Below are 17,630 nucleotides of genomic sequence, written 5' to 3'. Positions count from 1 at the left end.
CGGGATCGCGCATCGTTTCGCCGTTCGAAAAGGCCAGAACCAGGCAAGTGGTGCGGGAGCGTGTCGACGACGCAGACGTCTCGCTTCACGAGAAGCGTCGCACCGAGACTATCACGCGCCACCAGGAGAAGCCTGGGACGCGCTGCGTCTCAGCGAGTCGTGGTCACGTGGTCAGGCGTGGAGCGCCTCGTTGAGAGTGACACCGACACCCGAGCGGAGCACCGCCTCGACCGCACCGCTGAGCGAGTTGCGTCGGAAGAGCAGTCCGCTCCGGCCCGACAGCTCGCCGCCCTTGACCGTCGGCTTCGCTCCTTCTGCGGTGACGGGGCCGTCGACGAGCACGATCTTGGTGCCGGCCGTGACGTACAGGCCGGCCTCTACGACGCAGTCGTCGCCGAGAGAGATGCCGATGCCGGCGTTCGCCCCGAGCAGCGTGCGAGAACCGATCGACACGCGGTGCGCGCCGCCACCCGACAGCGTGCCCATGATCGAGGCACCGCCGCCGATGTCGCTGCCATCGCCCACGACGACACCCTGTGAGATGCGTCCCTCGACCATCGACGAACCGAGCGTCCCCGCGTTGAAGTTCACGAACCCTTCGTGCATGACCGTCGTGCCGGGGGAGAGGTGAGCGCCGAGGCGCACCCGCGACGCGTCGGCGATGCGAACCCCGGCGGGCTGCACGTAGTCGGTGAGTCGGGGGAACTTGTCGAGCCCCTGCACCTGGATGCCGGCGCGCTGCAGCAGCGGACGCAGTCGAGCCGCGTCGTCGGGGCGCACGGGGCCGGCGTTGGTCCACGCCACGTTCGGCAGGTGGGCGAAGATGCCGTCGAGGTTGAGCTCGTTCGGGCGCACGACCAGGTGCGACAGCGCGTGCAGACGCAGGTAGGCGTCGACGGTCGATGCGGGGGCTGCATCGAGGTCGATCTGAAGCTGCACCGTCTCCACCGTGACGTTGCGGCGCTCGTCGGGCCCTGCCAGTGCATCGAGGGTGACGAGCGCGGCAGCGGCATCGCCGGCCGACGGAGCTTCGATGTGCACTTCGGGGAACCAGGCGTCCAGAACGGTGCCGTCGCCGGCGATCGTCGAAAGTCCGGTACCCCACACGGTGCGCGCCTCAGTCATGCCTCCACGGTATCGCGACCAGGGCAGGGCGACGGTCCAGATGTCGGGTAAGTAGGCTGGGGGCATGCTCGATCTGACAGCCTCCTCCGTCGAACTGACGCGCGCGATCTGCGACATCCCCAGCGTCTCGGGTGATGAGAAGCCGCTCGCGGATGCCATCGAGCAGGCGATCTCCGCATATGCGCATCTCGAGGTGATCCGCCACGGCAACACGGTCGTCGCCCGCACGAACCTCGGACGCGCCCAGCGTGTGGCGATCGCCGGGCACATCGACACCGTGCCGATCAACGACAATCTGCCGACCAGGGAGGTCGAGATCGATGGCGCCGCGTATCTCTGGGGTCGCGGAACCGTGGACATGAAGAGCGGCACCGCCGTGCAGCTGAAGCTCGCCGCCGAGCTCACCGATCCTTCGGTCGACATCACCTGGATGTGGTACGACAACGAAGAGGTCGAGGCATCGAAGAACGGGCTTGCCCTGCTCGCCGCGGTGCGACCCGATCTGTTCGAGGCCGACTTCGCGATCCTGGGCGAACCGTCGAACGGCGAGGTCGAGGGCGGATGCAACGGCACGATGCGCGCGATCGTGCGAACCTCGGGCGTGCGCGCCCACGCGGCGCGTGCCTGGATCGGCGAGAACGCCATCCACCGAGCAGCGCCCATCCTCGCTCGCCTGGCCGAGTACCGAGCCAGGGAGGTGCCCGTGGAAGGGCTGTTGTATCGCGAGAGCATGAGCGCCGTGCGCATCAGCGGCGGGGTCGCCGGCAACGTGATCCCCGATGCGTGCGAGGTCGAAGTGAACTACCGGTTCGCTCCCAGCAAGTCCGCCGCTGACGCCGAAGCGCACATCCGCAATCTGCTCGCCGGTTTCGATGTCGAGATCACCGACGCGGCCGAGGGTGCCCGCCCTGGCCTCGATGCACCCATCGCCCAGCAGTTCGTGCAGGCCGTGGGGGCGGAGCCGCGCCCGAAATACGGGTGGACGGACGTCGCGCGGTTCTCGGCACTCGGCATCCCCGCAGTCAACTACGGTCCTGGTGATCCTCATCTCGCCCACCACGACGAGGAGCGGGTGCCTCTCACGCAGATCGACGCCGTCGAGCGAGGACTCCGCTCATGGCTGACGTCGCGCTGACGCTCGCGCGCCGCTGGGCCCAGCTGCCCCTGGCACTCAGAATCGCTCTGATCTATCTCGCGGCACGCGCCGTGACGACCGTGCTGATGATCGGTGCGGCGACGCAGTCGACCTCGCTCTCGCGCTTCGGGGCGGATCCGGGGCTCGTCGACTTCGTCCTCGGATGGGACGCCCAGTGGTACTGGCTGGTTGCGGAAGAGGGGTATCCGAGCACGCTTCCGCGCACCGACTCGGGAGAGGTGGCGGAGAACGCGTGGGCTTTCATGCCGGTCTTCGCATATGCGGCGAAACTGCTCGGCATGCCGTTCGGGTCGTGGGGCGTCGGAGCGTTCCTGCTCTCCTTCATCGCGGGGTACCTGGCGTGTCTGGCGCTCCACCGTCTGCTTCGGGACCGTGTCGGTCGATCGGCTGCGATGTGGGCGGTCGTGTTCTTCGCATCGGGCCCCCTCGCCGCGATGTTCCAGGTCGGTTATGCGGAGACGCTCTTCCTCCTGCTGCTCTTCCTTGCCCTTGATCTCACTGTTCGCCGTCGATATGTGTGGCTCTACGCGGTCGTCCCCGTCATGGCGTTCACCCGACCGGGAGTCCTCGCCTTCGCGCTGTTCCTCGGCCTCCACGGCATCCTGAGGTGGTTTCGGCGGGGTCAGGAGCCACTCCGCGGGCCTGACGTCGCGCACATCATCGCCCTCGGTGCGCTGGCGACTGCCTGCGGTTTCGCCTGGCAGGCGATCGCGGGACTCGCCACCGGCGACCCCGGCGCGTACCTCGCGACCGAGCTCTCCTGGCGTCGCAACTGGATCGCGGGTGGAGCGACCGGGTTCGTGCCCTTCGAAGGGTGGGTGCAGGCAGCGCAGTTCTGGTTCGCGCAGTGGGGCCTGCCTGCCGCGCTGGGGCCGGTGATCCTCGTGGTCCTCGTCGGTGCAGCCGCTGCGGCGCTGCTCATCGTCCCGCAGGTGCGACGCCTCGGCCCAGACCTGCGCCTGTGGAGCGCCAGCTACCTGCTCTACCTTCTGGCGGTGTTCTTCCCGCAGTCGAGCACTTTCCGACTGCTGCTGCCCCTGAGTCCGCTGTGGGGAGCCGTCGCGGTGCCGCGCTCCCGCATGTGGCGGATCGGTGTTCTGGCGGCATGTCTCATCGGACAATGGGCATGGATCCACCACATGTATGCCCTCGGCAACACGTTCTGGCAGGTGCCGTGAATGTTAAGGCTTGATGCATTTCTTCATAGGGGACATCCAGGTTCGGGTAACACCCGATAAACTGATCGCATACCACCGGAGGAAAAGGAGCCCACGATGGCAGCGATGAAGCCGAGGACTGGCGACGGACCCATGGAGGCCGTGAAGGAAGGGCGACTCATCATCGTGCGCGTCCCCCTCGAAGGCGGCGGCCGACTGGTCGTGTCCGTGAACGACGCAGAGGCGAAGGAACTCCACGACGTGCTGGCAGCCGTCGTGGCGCCGGCCTGATCGACATCCCATCCGCCGTGAGCGGATACAAGAAGAGGGCGACGGATCACCGATCCGTCGCCCTCTTCATGTCCGGTGCAGGGATCAGGACTCGGCGACGCGGATCAGCTGGAGCAGACCCTCTCCCGACGCCGAGACCGTGGCGAGCACGGCGGCCGATTCCTGGGTCTCCTGAATGAGCGACCGGTACGCAGAAGTGACTGCATCGCGCTGGACGGGGTCGGCGACGCGTCCGCCGGCGAGTACTCGTGGTACCAGCACCATGCCCCCGGTACGGGCGAGGCGCAGGCCGTGCTCGACGTACTCGATGACATTGTCGGGGTCAGCATCGACCAGCACGATGTCGTAGGAGGACTCGTTCATGCGCGGAAGTACGTCGGCGGCCCGCCCGCTGATGAAGCGAGCGCGGGTCGCGGGCACTCGCGCGTCGGCGAATGCCTGACGTGCGGCCGCGAGGTGCTCCGGCTCATTGTCGATGGAGGTGAGGACGGCCCCCGGCGCTCCGCGCAGCAACCACAGCCCGGAGACGCCGGCGCCGGTGCCGATCTCGACGATCGAGCGGGCGTTCGTCGCGGCGGCGAGAACGGCGATCTGAGACCCGACGATCGGGCTCACCGGTGCAGCGCCGAGTTCGACGGCGTGTGCGCGAGCGCGTGCGATCGTGGACGGCTCCACGATGGATTCTCGGAGGAAACGTGCGTTCGCATCGTTCTCGCTCATTGCCCTGTTCTCCCGACTGAGGTGTGTGTTGTCTCAGCGTATGTGCTCGGTGCGCGGCAAGGAGGCAGGCGCGGCGGTAGCCTGGGCAGATGGAACTCGGGATCTCATTCGAGAAGATTCTGCTGATCGGTCTGGTCGCCGTTCTTCTCGTCGGACCTGAGCGGCTGCCTCGCTATGCAGAAAGCGTCGCCAAGCTCGCTCGGCGTGCCGGAGAGTTCCTGCGCGACACCAAGACCCGGGTACGCGAGGAGATGGGCCCCGAGGTCGACGACGTCGACTGGCGAAAGCTCGACCCGCGTCAGTACGACCCCCGTCGGATCATCCGGGATGCGCTCTTCGAGGATGCTCCCGCCGCCGCTGCGACCCAGGCCTCCACAGTCGTCGCGGAGCCGTCCGTCGCCCCCGTGCGTCCGGTGCGCACGCGCCCGGAGTTCTCGGTCGCGAATCCGCCCCCGTTCGACCTCGAAGCCACGTGACGGAGGCCCGCTCGGTCGAACGGCTGAAGGCGAAGGATCGGACGGCATTCATCGGGGCGGGGGTCTCGGCGGTCGTGTCGGTGCTGATCTGGACGCTGTGGGTGTTCCCGATCGTTCGCACGGTCGAGGTGGCCGAGCCCGTAGCGATAGGGAGCTCGACGTCGATCGAGCTGGCGACGGGGGAGACGGTCGGGATCTGGGCCAGCGGGCGCTCTGCGACGTTCGGGACGCTGGAGTGCACGGTGACCGCGCCCGACGGCGGGGAGGTACCGCAGGCCCGCGGCGCCTCTCTGGGCTGGGACGACCTGCTGTGGTGGATGACGCCCCGCCGGGGCTTCGAGCAGCGCTCTCAGGTCACGGCGATCCAGGCCGGAGCGCATCTGGTGCGCTGCGTGGACTCCCTCGACACTTACGACGGTGACTTCCTCGTGGCGGGCGATTCGTTCGGCACCGGCGACATCGGGCTCGGGCGGACCGGCTCCAACGACTTCTCGATCGGCGCCGTTCTCGTCTTCTGTGCCGTGCTCTGTCCGCCGTTGGCGGTGCTGATCCCGCTCGTCATCCTGTTGCGTCGGCTGGTCACCCGGCCCGGGGCGCGGCCCAGTCGTTAGCCCAGCTTCCTGCCGTCAGCAGAGCCATCCATCCCGCGTCAGCCGAGGGAGAGGGGAAGCGGGCGCCCGGACAGCCCACGGCCACGGCCCGCGAGAGCGCGTGCCAGTCCATCGATCGCGATGGCAGCTGCATCGGAAGGGTCGCCGATCACGATCGGGGCTCCGATGTCGCCACCCGCTCGTAGCGCCGGACTGAGCGGGATCGACGCGAGCAGGGGCACCGGGTGCGGCTCGGAGAGAGCTGAGGCGACCGCGGCGCCGCCGCCGGAACCGAAGAGGTCGATCACCGACCCATCGGGCAGCGTGAACGGACCCATGTTCTCGATCACGCCGATCACGCGCTGCCCGGTCTGGCGTGCGACGAGGCCGCTGCGGATCGCGACGTCGGCGGCGGCCGCCTGCGGAGTCGTGACGACCAGCACCTCCGCATGGGGCAGGAGCTGTCCGATGGAGATCGCGATGTCGCCGGTCCCCGGGGGCATGTCGATCAGCAGCACATCGAGGTCGCCGAAGAAGACGTCGGTGAGGAACTGCTGGACGGTTCGGTGGAGCATCGGACCGCGCCAGGCGACCACCGCCTCGCCGTCGCGCAGGAACATGCCGATGGAGATCGTCTTCACCCCGTATGCGACCGGCGGCAGCATGAGGTCGTCGATCCGGGTCGGCTGCGTGCCGGCCGCGATTCCGAGAAGCCCCGGGATCGAGAATCCGTGGACGTCCGCATCGACGAGTCCGACCGCGAGGCCCTGCTCGGCGAGTGCGACTGCCAGGTTCGCCGTGACCGTCGACTTGCCGACGCCGCCCTTGCCGCTCGACACCAGGATGACGCGAGTGAGGGAATCGGGGCCGAAGGGCATCTGGCGCGGAGCGCGACCGTCGCGGAGCTTCTCGGTCAGTGCCTTGCGCTCGGACGGAGTCATCACGCCGACGTCGACCTGCACGTCGCTGATGCCCGGCACCGATGCGGCAGCGGCGCGCACATCGGACTCGATCCGGGCCGCGGCAGGGCAGCCCACGATGGTCAGGACGATCGACACGTCGGCTCTGCCTGCTTCGACCGAGATGTCCCGTACCATGTCGAGATCGCCGATCGGACGGCGCAGCTCAGGGTCGGTGACGGCAGCGACGGCTGCCCGCACGGCCTCGGCCGCGCTCACGATGACGATCGCCGGGGCGACTCGCGGGCATCGTCGTCGGACTCACCCAGCTCGGCGAGTAGAGCCTTGAGCTCCTGACGCAGCACGTCCCGAGTCACCACCTGGTTGTTGCGCTCCTCCAGCGACATGCGCAGGGCGACGATCTCGCGTGCGAGGTACTCCGTGTCGGCGAGGTTGCGCTCGGCGCGCTGACGATCCTGCTCGATCTGCACCCGGTCGCGGTCATCCTGTCTGTTCTGCGCGAGCAGGATCAGGGGTGCGGCATACGACGCCTGGAGGGACAGCATGAGGGTGAGGGCCGTGAAGCCGAGGGCGGCATCGTCGAAGCGCAGGTGATCGGGCAGCAGCGTGTTCCAGCAGATCCAGAGCACGCAGAACAGGGTGAGGATCAGCAGGAACGCGGGGGTGCCCATGGCGCGGGCGACCCATTCCGTGAAGCGCCCGAATCGGTCGCGCGATGTCGACCGCTGGCGAGAAGTGCCGCGGCCCAGAGGCGCGTCGAGCCGGGGCGAGCGGGAGCGGGCCATCAGCGCACCTCCTTCGAGACGGTCGGCTCGTCGCTGTCATGCGTGCGCCAGTCGTCGGGGAGCAGATAGTCGAGCACGTCGTCGATGCTGATCGCGCCGACCAGGCGGTGCGCGGTGTCGATCACCGGCAGCGACACCAGGTCGTAGCTCGCCAGCATCCTGGCGACCTCGGCGGCGGACGCCGTGACGTGCACCGGCTCGAGGCTGTCGTCCATGATGGCGCCGAGTCGCTCATGAGGCGGGTAGCGCAGCATCCGCTGGAAGTGCACCATGCCGAGCAGTCGGCCGGTCGGCGTCTCGAAGGGCGGCAGAGTCACGAAGACCGCCGCAGCGAGAGCCGGGTGCAGCTCGTGCCGACGGATCAGGGCGAGAGCCTCGGCCACCGTGGCATCGGCGGAGAGGATGATCGGCTCAGGCGTCATCAAGCCACCGGCCGTGTCGGGGCCGTAGCGGAGCAGCATCCGGACATCCTCGGCCTCTTCCGGCTCCATCAGCTCGAGCAGCTGTTCGAGGCGGTTCGGCGGAAGCTGGGCGAGGAGGTCGGCTGCGTCGTCAGGCTCCATCTGGTCGAGGATGTCTGCGGCACGCTCGTCGCCGAGACGATCGAGAATGTGCACCTGCTCGTCTTCGGGCATCTCCTCGAGGGCATCCGCGAGACGGTCGTCGGAGAGCTCTTCCGCGACCTCGATCATGCGCTGCTGCGGCAGGTCGAGCAGGGTGTTCGCCAGGTCGGCGGCGTGCAGCTCCGAATAGGACGCGACGAGCTGCTCTGCCGACTGCGACTCGCCGGGCGAGTGCTGCTCCGCGACCTCGCTCCAGGCGGCGAACGTGGTCGGGCCCTTCGCGAACGGTGACGCACTGGTCTTCGGGCGGCGGAGGAAGAGCTGGCTGACGGCCCACTCGCCGAGGCGGTTGGGTTCGATCGCCACGTCTTCGATCACCGCGGTACCGCTGCCGTCGACCAGGCTCACCCGTCGTCCGAGCAGTTCGGCCAGGACCCGCACCTCGCCGGCTCGGGGTGAGAACCGGCGCACGTTGATGAGCCCCGTGCTGATGACCTGCCCTGCGCGGATCGAGGTCACCCGTCCGATCGACAGGAACACCTGCCTGCGGCCGGGGATCTCGACGACGAGGCCGATGACACGCGGAGCCGCCGTACTTCGATACACGATGACGACGTCACGGACCTTGCCGAGCCGGTCGCCCACGGGGTCGAAGACGGCGCAGCCTGCCAGCCGCGCGGCGAATACCCGTTGTGTGCTCACCTGTCCAGCGTAGTGCGCGGGGCCTGCGAAGAGGCCTCGCGGCGGGGGTGAGCGAGCGCGGGCGGGCCCGGTTCGCGGGCCGCTCATCGGTGGACATGGAACAATGGCGGGATGAGCATGCTGAACCGTCCAGCTGACAGCCGCGATGAGGGCGAGATCGTCGCCTCCACCCGCGATTACGAGGGCGCGCAGAAGACGGTGTCGAAGCTGATCGCTGAAGACGTCCCGGCGCGCGACATCGCCATCGTCGGGCAGAGCGTTCGAACGGTCGAGCGCATCACCGGTCGGCTCGGTTACGCTGCGGCCGCGCGTTCCGGAGCCATCAACGGTGTGCTGATCGGCCTGTTCCTCTCCGCGATCCTCGTGATCGGGAATCCCGAGGTCCCGATCCAGTTGTTCGTGGGCTTCGTGTTCATCGGCGTCGCGCTGGGAATGCTCCTCAGCCTCGTGACCTATGCGATCGTGCGCCGTCGCCGGGACTTCGCCAGCGTCACCCAGTTCGCAGCGGACCACTACGAGGTTCGCGTGCAGGCCGGGTCGCTCGCGAAGGCGAGGCTCGCGCTGGGTGCCGCGAAGCCCGCTCCGGTGCGCGCACCGGTGAATCTCGACGAGCCGCCGCGATACGGGGAGCGCATCACGCCGGGCACTCCCGGCGCCGCCACGCCGCCCGTCCCGGAGGAGCCGACCCCGGGCAGTGACCCTGTTCCGGGTCCGGCGCCGACGCCTCCGCTGGGAGGCGGCCAGAATCCGCCGGCTGAGCCCGTCGCCCCGCCCCGGCCGGCAGACCCGGTCGTGCCGCCGACGGACGCCACGGATCCCGCGTCACCGGGCGTTCCCCCGAAACCGGCAGGGACCGCCTGATGGTCGACCGCCAGCAGGATCCGTCTTCCGACGCAACGTCCGAGGAGACCGTCGTGCCACCGGCACCCACGCCGCGCAGCGCCGCCGCGAACGCTCCGATTCAGAACCCGTACGCGCCGCCGCAGGCACCGGGCTATGTGGTCCCGCAGCCGGCGCCCACCTACGCGCCGCCACAGGCCCCGGGATTTGCGCCGCGGCAGCAGCCGGCGCCGACGTATGCTCCGCCGCAGGCTCCCGGTCATGTGACGCCGCAGCAGCCGATGCCCACGTACGCCCCACCCCAGGCTCCGGGGTACGTGACGCAACAGCAGCCGGCGCCCACCTATGCTCCGCCGCAGGCTCCCGGATACCCGGCACCGGTCTATCCGGCCGGTTCGTATCCCGTCGCGGCGCCTCCACGTGGGCTCCTGCCCTGGGCGCTGGGTCTTCTGATCGTCATCCCGTTCCCGTTCGTGGGCGGACTGGCCTCCGGAATCGCGATGGCGGTGAGCGGCGGGGCATCCCGTCGGTTCGGCGGTGTGGCGCGGGAGAACGCGCGCACAGCGCTGAACTGGGGGCTCACCTACCTGCTCGTGTCGACGGGGCTGCTCATCTCGCATTTCGTGATCCTGTCCACGTTGACATCGGATTCGCCCTCCAGTGGCTTCTTCCCGATCGGCATCCCGATCACGCTCTACTTCGCGGTCTCGCTGCTGCATGTGGTTCTCGTGATCATGGGCATGGTCAAGGCCTCTGCGGGCAAGGTCATGCGCGTGCCGTTCGCGATTCCCTACCTCCGCGCCTGATGGCCGAGATCGCCGTCGAGCTGCCCACCGGTTCGGCGATCGTGTCGGCTGATTGGGCACCGGGGGCGAACGGCGAGACGGTCGTCATCGCCCACGGCGCGGGTGCGGGGAAGGACCATCCTTTCCTCACCGGCTTCGCCGGCGCGCTCGGCGAACTCGGGTTCTCGACGCTGCGCTTCAACTTTCCCTACGTCGAGCAGGGACGGCGGATGCCGGGACCGGCGACGCACGCGATCGCGACCTGGCAGGCGGTGGTGGAGTTCGCGCGTGAACAGCATCCAGCGGCTGCCGTCTGGGCCGCAGGCAAGTCGTACGGCGGGCGGATGGCCTCGATGGCAGTGGCCGAAGGGCTCGTCGTAGACGGCCTCGTCTACCTCGGATACCCCCTGCATGCCCCCGGCAGACCCGAGAAACCACGGGCGGAGCATCTGCCGTCGATCTCCGTCCCGCAACTGTTCGTCGAGGGGACGAACGATGCGTTCATTCAGCCTGTGTCGCAGTTCGAAGACGTCGTCGCATCCTGCCAAGACGCGAGGGTCGTCTGGGTGGAGGGCGGCGGTCACACGTTCGAGGTCAAGGGCTGCAAGGCGCCGGCATCCGAGATCGGCGCGTCCCTCGCCCCGATCGTCGCGGAGTTCTCCCGCACCGCGGCGACGGACGGCTGATATCGGAGACCGCTGCCCGACAGGTCGAGCAGCGGTCTCTTCGGTGAGTGTCGCACTCACCGTCGTTCATCCGGTGAGGTCAGCCCTGGACGCGCGAGATCCAGGCCTCGACCTCGTCTGCGGTGCGGGGGATCCCCGCCGACAGGTTGACCGGTCCGTCCTCGGTCATCAGGATGTCGTCCTCGATGCGCACACCGATGCCGCGATACTCCGCAGGCACGGTCAGATCGTCGATCTGGAAGTAGAGGCCGGGCTCGATCGTGAACACCATGCCCGGCGCGAGGATCCCGTCGTAGTACATCTCGCGGCGCGCCTGAGCGCAGTCGTGCACGTCGATACCGAGGTGGTGCGAGGTTCCGTGCACCATGTAGCGGCGGTGCTGCCCGCCTGCATCCGCGTCGAGGGCCTCCTCGGCCGTCACGGGCAGCAGACCCCACTCGGCGACACGGGCGGCGATCACCCGCATGGCGGCCTCATGCACCTCGCGGAAGCGCACTCCGACCCGCGCGGCGGCGAAAGCGGCGTCTGCGGCCTCCCGCACCGTCTCGTAGACCCGTCGCTGGACCTCGGTGAACCTGCCGGAGACCGGCAGAGTACGGGTGATGTCGGCGGTGTAATAGCTGTCGGCCTCGACGCCGGCATCCACGAGGATCAGGTCACCGGGGACGACGGTGCCGTCGTTGCGCGTCCAGTGCAGGTAGCAGGCGTGCGGGCCGGAGGCCGCGATGGTGTCGTAGCCCTCGCCGTTCCCGTCTTCGCGGGCCCGGCGGTGGAACACCCCTTCGACGACGCGCTCGCCGCGGGCGTGCGCGACGGCGTCGGGGAGAGAGCGGATGACGTCGTCGAAGCCCTGCGCCGTGATGTCGACGGCGCGGCGCATCTCGGCGATCTCGAAGTCGTCCTTCACGAGACGCAGCTCTGAGACGAAGCGCGTGAGGTCGGCATCGTCATCGAGCACGAGCTCACCGTCGACGGGCGCGAACCGGTCGAGATGATCGGTGGCGACCGCGAGGTCGGCGGCGACGCCGGCGAGCGACGGGCGTGGGCCGATCCAGAACTCGCCGACCGTGGCGTCGGCGTAGAACTCCGTGGTGGTGCGGTCCGCGCGCTCCCGGAAGTACAGGGTGACATCGTGGCCGGCGCCGGTGGGGTCGAAGACGAGGACCGAGTCCGGTTCGGAGTCGGAGGCCCAGCCGGTGAGATGCGCGAAGGCGGAATGCGCGCGGAACACGTAGTCCGTGTCATTGCTCCGCTGCTTGAGCGACCCCGCGGGGATCACGAGCCGCTTGCCGGGGAAGGCCGCCGACACGGCGGCACGACGCTCGGCGGCGAACGGAGCCTGCGCTCGCGGTGCCGGGAGCGTCTCGGTGCGTTCCGCCCAGCCGATGGAGATCGTGTCGAGGAACCCCTGCGGGAAGGGCTGCTTGCGGTTCGTGGTGGTGCTCTCGACGGGGATCTCGACGGAGGGTTCTGCGATCGTGTCGCGGTCTGCGGTGCTCATCCCACCAGTCTGTCACCTGCGGGATCCCGGCGCTGGGTCAGCCGGCAGGCTCGAGCTGGACGACCACTCCGCGGTGATCGCTCCCGCCGGCGTCATCGATCACGACGGAGCCTGTCGGCGTCCAGTTCGGGGAGGCCATGACGTGGTCGATGGGAGTGCTGAGCAGCGCCGGCAGCGAGCTGGGCCACGTTCCGCTGTAGCCGTTGCCCGTCCGCGAAGCGACATCACGGCAGTAGCCCATGTCACCGCCGCCGACTCCGAGACCGGCCATGTGATCGACCGTCGCGTTGAAGTCTCCCGCAAGGATGACGTCGCCTTCGGGGCACTGATCGGCGATCCAGCGCAGGTCGCTGCTCCACTGGTCCATGTCCTCCTCGCGCGGTGCGACGGCGTGCACGGCGACGATCGTCGGGCCGGAGCCGTCGATGGGCATGAGCACGGCGCTGGGAACGGAACCGGTGTTGTTCGAGCCGTCCTCCGACGACTCGATCACGGAGTACTCACCGAGATCGGGCGAGACGAGGACGGTCGTGTGCCATGACTTCGGACCGTCGACGACGTCGGGCTGGAACTGCACGTGGTGCACCCACATCGGATGGCCCTGCTCGCGGAGCATCACCGCGATCTGCTCGCCCACCGCCTCGGTGGTCTCGGGGAGCGCGACGATGTCCGCGCCCTGATCGAGGATCTGCTGCGCGATCTCCGGAGCGGACACATTGTCGCCCGCGGTGTTCCAGGTCAGGACCCGCACGCTGGTGTCGGTGGCCGCGGGCAGGGGCCCGGACCCGAATCCGCGAAGCATCCCGATCACTCCGGTCGCACCCGCGCCGAGCAACGCGACGATCAGCACCGACGCCGCGAACCCGCGCAGTGGTCTGGCTAAGAGCAGCAGCATCGCCAGCACGGCGATGACGAGGTACGCCGCGAGCACCACACCCCGAGCGGCGACGATCTGCGCGAACGGGTACGTCTGCTCCAGATGGAAGAACTGCGGCCACACGACGATCGCCGTGGCGATCGAGAGCAGCACGGTGAAGAGAATCCCCAGAAGTCGAAGCATCGCCTCCAGACTAGAAGTCCTCGCTGTGAAGACCCTGCCCCGGCACGGCGCGCGCCCCCGTTCCTCCCAGGCGTGGGTACTCTCGGAAGATGGCCGTCGCTCGATCCCACCGTTTCACAGGTCCGGCGGACCTGCACCTGCACTCCAACCACTCCGACGGCACCGAGACGCCCGCGGAGGTCTTGCGGCAGGCCCACGCGCATGGCGTTCGCACGCTCGCACTCACCGATCACGATCGCACCTCCGGATGGGAGGAGGCCGCTCTGCAGTCCGTCGAGCTCGGCATGACCTTCGTCCCCGGGATGGAGCTGTCCGCGAAGCACGAGTGGCGCAGCGTGCATGTGCTGGGCTATCTCTTCGATCCGCGCGATGACGCGCTGGGAGCCGAGACGGAGCGGATCCGAGGAGACCGTGTCGGTCGTGCCGAGCGGATCGTGCGCAACATCGGTCGTGACTACGATCTCGTCTGGGACGACGTCGTCGCCCAGACGACCCCGGATGCGACGGTCGGACGCCCGCACATCGCCGACGCGCTGGTGGCGCGAGGGATCGTGGCCGATCGCACGGCGGCGTTCGACGGGATCCTTCATCCGCGTGAGGGCTACTACGAGCCGCACTACGCTCCTGACCCGATCACGGCGGTGCGACTCATCACCGACGCCGGGGGAGTGGCCGTCATCGCGCATCCGGTGACCGCTGGACGCGACCGGATGATGCCGGTGCCCTTCATCGAGAGGCTCATCGCGGCCGGTCTCGGCGGGTTCGAGATCGATCACCGCGAGAACACGGAAGCGGGCAAACGGACATTGCACACGCTCGCCGCCCGACACGATCTGATCGTCACGGGTTCGAGCGACTATCACGGTGCCGGCAAGCCGAATCTCCCCGGCGAGAACACGACCACCGATGAGATGGTGGCACGACTCATCGACCGCGCGACGGGGTCGGTGCCCACCTACGCGTGAGTGGGCGCGGGCGCGAGGTGTGCCGCTCACGACGATGGGGCGGATGCTGCTCGCAGCAGCATCCGCCCCATCGAATCGTTCGTCAGGCTCCGGGTGTCCGTCAGGCGCCGGTGACGGGCGCGGCACCGGCGGCGCCGGATCCGCCGCGACGGCGACGGCGACGGCGTGCGGGTGCAGGCTTGCCGTCGTGGTGCTCCTTGCCGGCACCGTCGTGCGTGCCGGCGCCCTCAGCGCTGCGGTCGGCGGCGGGGGCCGATGAAGAGTCGGCGGTCGCCGTCTCGGACACGCCCTCCGCGAAGGTCGAACCCACCGGTGCCTCGCCACTGCGGCGACGGCGACGACGACGGGTTCCGCTCTCGCCAGCAGCTTCTGCAGCCGCATCCGCAGCGCGCTCGGGTCGCGGCGTCCGTGCGGGCCGCTCGGCCTTGGGTGCGCTCACCAGGCGACCCTTGGTGCCGGCGGGGATGTCGAGGTCCTCGAACAGGTGCGGGCTCGACGAGTAGGTCTCGACGGGGTCGGGCTGCCCGAACTCGAGAGCGCGGTTGATCAGCGCCCACTTGTGCAGGTCCTCCCAGTCGACGAAGGTCACGGCGATTCCGGTCTTGCCCGCGCGTCCGGTGCGGCCCGCACGGTGCAGGTACGTCTTGTCCTCGTCGGGGATCGTGTGGTTGATCACGTGGGTCACGTCGTCGACGTCGATACCGCGTGCCGCGACGTCGGTCGCGACGAGGACATCCTTCTTGCCGGCCTTGAACGCAGCCATCGATCGCTCGCGCTGGTCCTGCCCCATGTCGCCGTGCACGCCACCGACGTTGAAGCCGCGATCGCCGAGCTCGTCGACGAGACGCTGGGCTGCGCGCTTGGTGCGCGTGAAGATCACGGTCTTGCCGCGGCCTTCGGCCTGCAGGATGCGGGCGATGATCTCGTCCTTGTCGAGCGAGTGCGCGCGGTAGACGAGGTGCTTGATGTTCGCCTGCGTGAGCCCCTCGTCGGGGTCGGTCGCGCGGATGTGGATGGGGTTCGACATGAACCGGCGCGCCAGGGCGACGATCGGGCCGGGCATCGTCGCCGAGAACAGCTGCGTGTGACGAACGGCGGGGACCTTCTGGAAGATCTTCTCGATGTCGGCGAGGAAGCCGAGGTCGAGCATCTTGTCGGCCTCGTCGAGAACGACCTCGGTGGCGTTCGAGAGGTCGAGCAGGCGCTGGCCCGCCAGGTCGATGAGGCGCCCCGGTGTGCCGACCACGATCTGCGCGCCGGCCTTGAGCTGGTCGATCTGGCCCTCGTAGGCCTTGCCGCCGTAGATCGCCACGACGCTGGTGGAACGGTTGCTGGTGAGCAGGTCGATGTCTTCGTACACCTGCACCGCGAGCTCACGGGTCGGAACGACGATGAGCGCCTTGACGCCGTGCTCGGGGTCGAGCCCCAGTCGCTGAACGACGGGGATGCCGAACCCGAAGGTCTTTCCGGTTCCGGTCTTGGCCTGTCCGATGATGTCCTGGCCGGGGAGGCCGAGGGGGATGGTCTGCTCCTGAATGGGGAACGCATCGACGATGCCCTTGGAGGCGAGAGCGTCGATGATGTCCTGATCGATTCCGAGATCAGCGAAGGTAGTCAATGTTCAGATGCCTGTCCGGCGACCTGCGAGGATCGCCCGTTTCACGGATCCACGCCGTCTCATGTGCCACAGGCGCGGGCCCCGCTCCGACGGCGGGGACAGTACCAGCCTACCCGAGGGGGTGGTCGCGCCCGGAAGGGGCGCGTCGCCCGAGTATTGTGAACCCCGTGGTGAACTGGTTCTGGAAGCGTAGGGCGCCCCGCCGGACGATGACGTTGCGCAGTCGCGGGGAGCAGGGCACTTCGACGCGCGTCGACTTCGCCGAACTCGCCCCCGAGCTCACCCGGTTCCTGGGGCAGGCGGCGTACCTGCAACTCGGTTACTTCGAGACGTTGACCCGTCTGATCAGGGCGACACCGGAGCTGTCCGAGAAGGAGTCGCTGTCACGTGCTGCCGGCGCCGCACTGACGAAGCACAGGGCGATCGTCGATCTGATCGCCGAGCGCGGAGACGATCCCACCCAGCTCATGCTCCCGTTCCGGGAGAACCTCGACGCGTTCCGCCGCAAGACGATCGGTGCGCGCCCGCGCGAGACCCTCCTCGCCGTCTACATCACGGCGGGAATGCTCGACGACTTCTACTTCGCGCTCGCGTCGAGCTATGGCGAGACCGGCGAGCGCGTGGCGGAGATCCTCAGCGAAGACGATGCTCGGCACGAGATCGTCGCGATCATCCAGGAGACGATCGACGGCGACGGCGAGTGGCGCTCGCTGCTCTCGATGTGGGCTCGTCGCCTGGTCGGCGACACGATCCTCGTCTGCCGGTCGGCTCTCCGGCAGCCCGAGCTCGCCGCCATGAGCGAAGACCGCGTCGAGCTCGTCTACACCGAGCTCATGGGAGCGCATGCGCGGCGCATGGACGCGATGGGGCTGGCCTCCTAGACCTCGACCGCCTGCGCGCGCATCCGCTCGACCGCCTGCGCGCGCATCCGCTCGAGGCGCCGAATCATCACGCCGAACGAGACTCCGATCAGCTGATGGCTCGTCCACGAGCGGTCAGATGCCGAGTGCGGCCTTGGCCGTGGCGTCGGACCGGCGACGGAGCGCGACGATAGCGACGGTCAGCGCAGCGGCCACGACGACCGCGCCCAGAACGCTGGCGAGCCAGAGCCAGATGCTGTCCTCGCCGACACCCGACCACTGGAGCCCGGTGTAGACGACAGCGGCCAGAGCCGTGGCGATCGCGGGCGTCAGTGCGACTCCGCGCAGTTCTCGGCCACCGATCATGAAGTGGGCGGCGATGCCGAGCGCGCACGCCCCGATGAGCGCGAGAAGGATGTACATCGCGGTGTCAGGCGAAGAAGCCGACGCGACGGGACTCCTCGGTGCCCAGCTCGATGTACGCGAGGTTCGCGGTGGGAACCAGGTACGAGTTCCCCTTCACATCGGAGAAGTTCAGGTGTGAGGTGCTCTGCTCGAGGGCCGATGCGACCTGCGTGCGGACCTCGTCCGCGCTCGATGCGGTCTCGAAGCTGAGCTCGCGGCCGGTGTTGATGATGCCGATGCGGATTTCCACGCGTACTCCTGTTTTCCAGTCGACGATGCTGTGGTCGAGTCGACCACAGAGGTCGACGACTGCGCCCAACTCTACCGGGCGGCGACGCCCTCGGATCGGCCGAGCGGCCGGTTTCGCCGTGAGCGCACAGCACCTGCGGCACCGCCCGGCCGATGATGTCCGTGCGCCCCAGTAG

At 68.7% G+C, this 17,630-nt stretch carries 20 protein-coding genes; 10 read left to right on the top strand and 10 right to left on the bottom strand.

Features of this window, described 5'->3' with window-relative positions; translation table 11 throughout:
- Positions 1 to 171 precede the first annotated feature (171 nt).
- Complete coding sequence (gene dapD / locus ACZZZN_RS09480) at positions 172 to 1,125, bottom strand: 2,3,4,5-tetrahydropyridine-2,6-dicarboxylate N-succinyltransferase (protein WP_463504909.1); 954 nt, start codon at positions 1,123 to 1,125, stop codon at positions 172 to 174.
- A 64-nt stretch (positions 1,126 to 1,189) separates the two neighbouring features.
- Between dapD and dapE the strand changes: the two genes are divergently transcribed.
- The 3 genes from dapE to ACZZZN_RS09465 all read left to right on the top strand — a co-directional run bounded on the left by dapE (position 1,190) and on the right by ACZZZN_RS09465 (position 3,729).
- Positions 1,190 to 2,260 (top strand): succinyl-diaminopimelate desuccinylase, encoded by a 1,071-nt coding sequence (dapE, locus tag ACZZZN_RS09475; RefSeq protein ID WP_463504908.1) that lies wholly within the window; start codon positions 1,190 to 1,192, stop codon positions 2,258 to 2,260.
- The gene (locus ACZZZN_RS09470) at positions 2,242 to 3,459 is read left to right on the top strand and encodes a hypothetical protein (protein WP_463504907.1); all 1,218 of its coding nucleotides are present in this window, start codon (positions 2,242 to 2,244) and stop codon (positions 3,457 to 3,459) included. The genes dapE and ACZZZN_RS09470 overlap by 19 nt, the downstream gene beginning before the upstream one ends.
- 96 nt (positions 3,460 to 3,555) lie before the next feature.
- The gene (locus ACZZZN_RS09465; RefSeq protein ID WP_017203323.1) at positions 3,556 to 3,729 is read left to right on the top strand and encodes a DUF3117 domain-containing protein; all 174 of its coding nucleotides are present in this window, start codon (positions 3,556 to 3,558) and stop codon (positions 3,727 to 3,729) included.
- 84 nt (positions 3,730 to 3,813) lie between these two features.
- Here ACZZZN_RS09465 and ACZZZN_RS09460 read toward each other — a convergent pair whose 3' ends face one another.
- A complete protein-coding gene (locus tag ACZZZN_RS09460) occupies positions 3,814 to 4,449 on the bottom strand; it encodes an O-methyltransferase (protein ID WP_463504906.1) in 636 nt (211 codons plus the stop codon).
- Positions 4,450 to 4,538: 89 nt separating this feature from the next.
- Here ACZZZN_RS09460 and ACZZZN_RS09455 point away from each other — a divergent pair, with 89 nt between their 5' ends.
- Both ACZZZN_RS09455 and ACZZZN_RS09450 read left to right on the top strand, forming a co-directional pair.
- Complete coding sequence (locus ACZZZN_RS09455) at positions 4,539 to 4,925, top strand: twin-arginine translocase TatA/TatE family subunit (RefSeq protein ID WP_463504905.1); 387 nt, start codon at positions 4,539 to 4,541, stop codon at positions 4,923 to 4,925.
- Complete coding sequence (locus tag ACZZZN_RS09450; RefSeq protein ID WP_463504904.1) at positions 4,922 to 5,536, top strand: hypothetical protein; 615 nt, start codon at positions 4,922 to 4,924, stop codon at positions 5,534 to 5,536. The genes ACZZZN_RS09455 and ACZZZN_RS09450 overlap by 4 nt, the downstream gene beginning before the upstream one ends.
- Positions 5,537 to 5,574: 38 nt before the next feature.
- Here ACZZZN_RS09450 and ACZZZN_RS09445 read toward each other — a convergent pair whose 3' ends face one another.
- The 3 genes from ACZZZN_RS09445 to ACZZZN_RS09435 are packed head-to-tail and all read right to left on the bottom strand — an operon-like array spanning position 5,575 to position 8,485.
- Positions 5,575 to 6,693: an Mrp/NBP35 family ATP-binding protein gene (locus ACZZZN_RS09445; protein WP_463504903.1), complete on the bottom strand. Its 1,119-nt coding sequence runs from the start codon at positions 6,691 to 6,693 to the stop codon at positions 5,575 to 5,577.
- A complete protein-coding gene (locus ACZZZN_RS09440) occupies positions 6,690 to 7,220 on the bottom strand; it encodes a DUF1003 domain-containing protein (protein ID WP_463504902.1) in 531 nt (176 codons plus the stop codon). The genes ACZZZN_RS09445 and ACZZZN_RS09440 overlap by 4 nt, the downstream gene beginning before the upstream one ends.
- Positions 7,220 to 8,485, bottom strand: a complete 1,266-nt coding sequence (locus tag ACZZZN_RS09435; RefSeq protein WP_463504901.1) for a magnesium transporter MgtE N-terminal domain-containing protein — start codon at positions 8,483 to 8,485, stop codon at positions 7,220 to 7,222. Before ACZZZN_RS09435 ends, ACZZZN_RS09440 begins: the two co-directional genes overlap by 1 nt.
- A 111-nt stretch (positions 8,486 to 8,596) precedes the next feature.
- On the opposite strand from ACZZZN_RS09435, the gene ACZZZN_RS09430 reads away from it, so the two are divergent.
- From ACZZZN_RS09430 to ACZZZN_RS09420, 3 genes are read left to right on the top strand one after another with little or no spacing between them, the layout of a single operon-like run.
- Positions 8,597 to 9,346: a YflT domain-containing protein gene (locus tag ACZZZN_RS09430; protein WP_463504900.1), complete on the top strand. Its 750-nt coding sequence runs from the start codon at positions 8,597 to 8,599 to the stop codon at positions 9,344 to 9,346.
- 53 nt (positions 9,347 to 9,399) lie between these two features.
- Positions 9,400 to 10,131, top strand: a complete 732-nt coding sequence (locus ACZZZN_RS09425; protein WP_463504899.1) for a DUF4870 domain-containing protein — start codon at positions 9,400 to 9,402, stop codon at positions 10,129 to 10,131.
- Entirely contained in the window at positions 10,131 to 10,796 is a 666-nt protein-coding gene (locus ACZZZN_RS09420) for an alpha/beta hydrolase family protein (RefSeq protein WP_463504898.1), read from the top strand. The genes ACZZZN_RS09425 and ACZZZN_RS09420 overlap by 1 nt, the downstream gene beginning before the upstream one ends.
- Positions 10,797 to 10,875: 79 nt before the next feature.
- Here ACZZZN_RS09420 and ACZZZN_RS09415 read toward each other — a convergent pair whose 3' ends face one another.
- A complete protein-coding gene (locus tag ACZZZN_RS09415) occupies positions 10,876 to 12,297 on the bottom strand; it encodes an aminopeptidase P family protein (RefSeq protein ID WP_463504897.1) in 1,422 nt (473 codons plus the stop codon).
- A gap of 37 nt (positions 12,298 to 12,334) precedes the next feature.
- Positions 12,335 to 13,357 (bottom strand): endonuclease/exonuclease/phosphatase family protein, encoded by a 1,023-nt coding sequence (locus tag ACZZZN_RS09410; RefSeq protein ID WP_463504896.1) that lies wholly within the window; start codon positions 13,355 to 13,357, stop codon positions 12,335 to 12,337.
- A gap of 89 nt (positions 13,358 to 13,446) precedes the next feature.
- On the opposite strand from ACZZZN_RS09410, the gene ACZZZN_RS09405 reads away from it, so the two are divergent.
- Positions 13,447 to 14,322, top strand: a complete 876-nt coding sequence (locus tag ACZZZN_RS09405; protein WP_463504895.1) for a PHP domain-containing protein — start codon at positions 13,447 to 13,449, stop codon at positions 14,320 to 14,322.
- 100 nt (positions 14,323 to 14,422) lie between these two features.
- Here ACZZZN_RS09405 and ACZZZN_RS09400 read toward each other — a convergent pair whose 3' ends face one another.
- Positions 14,423 to 15,940, bottom strand: coding sequence for a DEAD/DEAH box helicase (locus ACZZZN_RS09400; protein ID WP_463504894.1), 1,518 nt, complete (start codon positions 15,938 to 15,940; stop codon positions 14,423 to 14,425).
- Between the two features lie 167 nt (positions 15,941 to 16,107).
- On the opposite strand from ACZZZN_RS09400, the gene ACZZZN_RS09395 reads away from it, so the two are divergent.
- Positions 16,108 to 16,821: a ferritin-like fold-containing protein gene (locus tag ACZZZN_RS09395; RefSeq protein WP_463504893.1), complete on the top strand. Its 714-nt coding sequence runs from the start codon at positions 16,108 to 16,110 to the stop codon at positions 16,819 to 16,821.
- A gap of 114 nt (positions 16,822 to 16,935) precedes the next feature.
- Here the strand turns inward: ACZZZN_RS09395 and ACZZZN_RS09390 are convergent, their stop codons facing one another.
- The gene (locus ACZZZN_RS09390; RefSeq protein ID WP_463504892.1) at positions 16,936 to 17,223 is read right to left on the bottom strand and encodes a hypothetical protein; all 288 of its coding nucleotides are present in this window, start codon (positions 17,221 to 17,223) and stop codon (positions 16,936 to 16,938) included.
- A gap of 7 nt (positions 17,224 to 17,230) precedes the next feature.
- A complete protein-coding gene (locus ACZZZN_RS09385) occupies positions 17,231 to 17,455 on the bottom strand; it encodes a DUF3107 domain-containing protein (RefSeq protein ID WP_463504891.1) in 225 nt (74 codons plus the stop codon).
- Between the last annotated feature and the right edge of the window lie 175 nt (positions 17,456 to 17,630).

It is taken from the genome of Microbacterium sp. AC145, assembly GCF_979258505.1.
Note: the sequence above shows the minus strand (reverse complement) of the source record. Positions and strands in the feature narration are given on the sequence as shown.

Excerpts from the sequence above, each read along its gene's own strand:
- ACZZZN_RS09460 (WP_463504906.1), bottom strand. The coding sequence starts at position 4,449 with ATGAGCGAGAACGATGCGAACGCACGTTTCCTCCGAGAATCCATCGTG.
- ACZZZN_RS09440 (WP_463504902.1), bottom strand. The coding sequence starts at position 7,220 with ATGGCCCGCTCCCGCTCGCCCCGGCTCGACGCGCCTCTGGGCCGCGGC.
- dapD (WP_463504909.1), bottom strand. The coding sequence starts at position 1,125 with ATGACTGAGGCGCGCACCGTGTGGGGTACCGGACTTTCGACGATCGCC.
- ACZZZN_RS09410 (WP_463504896.1), bottom strand. The coding sequence starts at position 13,357 with ATGCTTCGACTTCTGGGGATTCTCTTCACCGTGCTGCTCTCGATCGCC.
- ACZZZN_RS09420 (WP_463504898.1), top strand. The coding sequence starts at position 10,131 with ATGGCCGAGATCGCCGTCGAGCTGCCCACCGGTTCGGCGATCGTGTCG.
- ACZZZN_RS09390 (WP_463504892.1), bottom strand. The coding sequence starts at position 17,223 with ATGTACATCCTTCTCGCGCTCATCGGGGCGTGCGCGCTCGGCATCGCC.
- dapE (WP_463504908.1), top strand. The coding sequence starts at position 1,190 with ATGCTCGATCTGACAGCCTCCTCCGTCGAACTGACGCGCGCGATCTGC.
- ACZZZN_RS09470 (WP_463504907.1), top strand. The coding sequence starts at position 2,242 with ATGGCTGACGTCGCGCTGACGCTCGCGCGCCGCTGGGCCCAGCTGCCC.
- ACZZZN_RS09455 (WP_463504905.1), top strand. The coding sequence starts at position 4,539 with ATGGAACTCGGGATCTCATTCGAGAAGATTCTGCTGATCGGTCTGGTC.
- ACZZZN_RS09465 (WP_017203323.1), top strand. The coding sequence starts at position 3,556 with ATGGCAGCGATGAAGCCGAGGACTGGCGACGGACCCATGGAGGCCGTG.
- ACZZZN_RS09430 (WP_463504900.1), top strand. The coding sequence starts at position 8,597 with ATGAGCATGCTGAACCGTCCAGCTGACAGCCGCGATGAGGGCGAGATC.
- ACZZZN_RS09405 (WP_463504895.1), top strand. The coding sequence starts at position 13,447 with ATGGCCGTCGCTCGATCCCACCGTTTCACAGGTCCGGCGGACCTGCAC.
- ACZZZN_RS09415 (WP_463504897.1), bottom strand. The coding sequence starts at position 12,297 with ATGAGCACCGCAGACCGCGACACGATCGCAGAACCCTCCGTCGAGATC.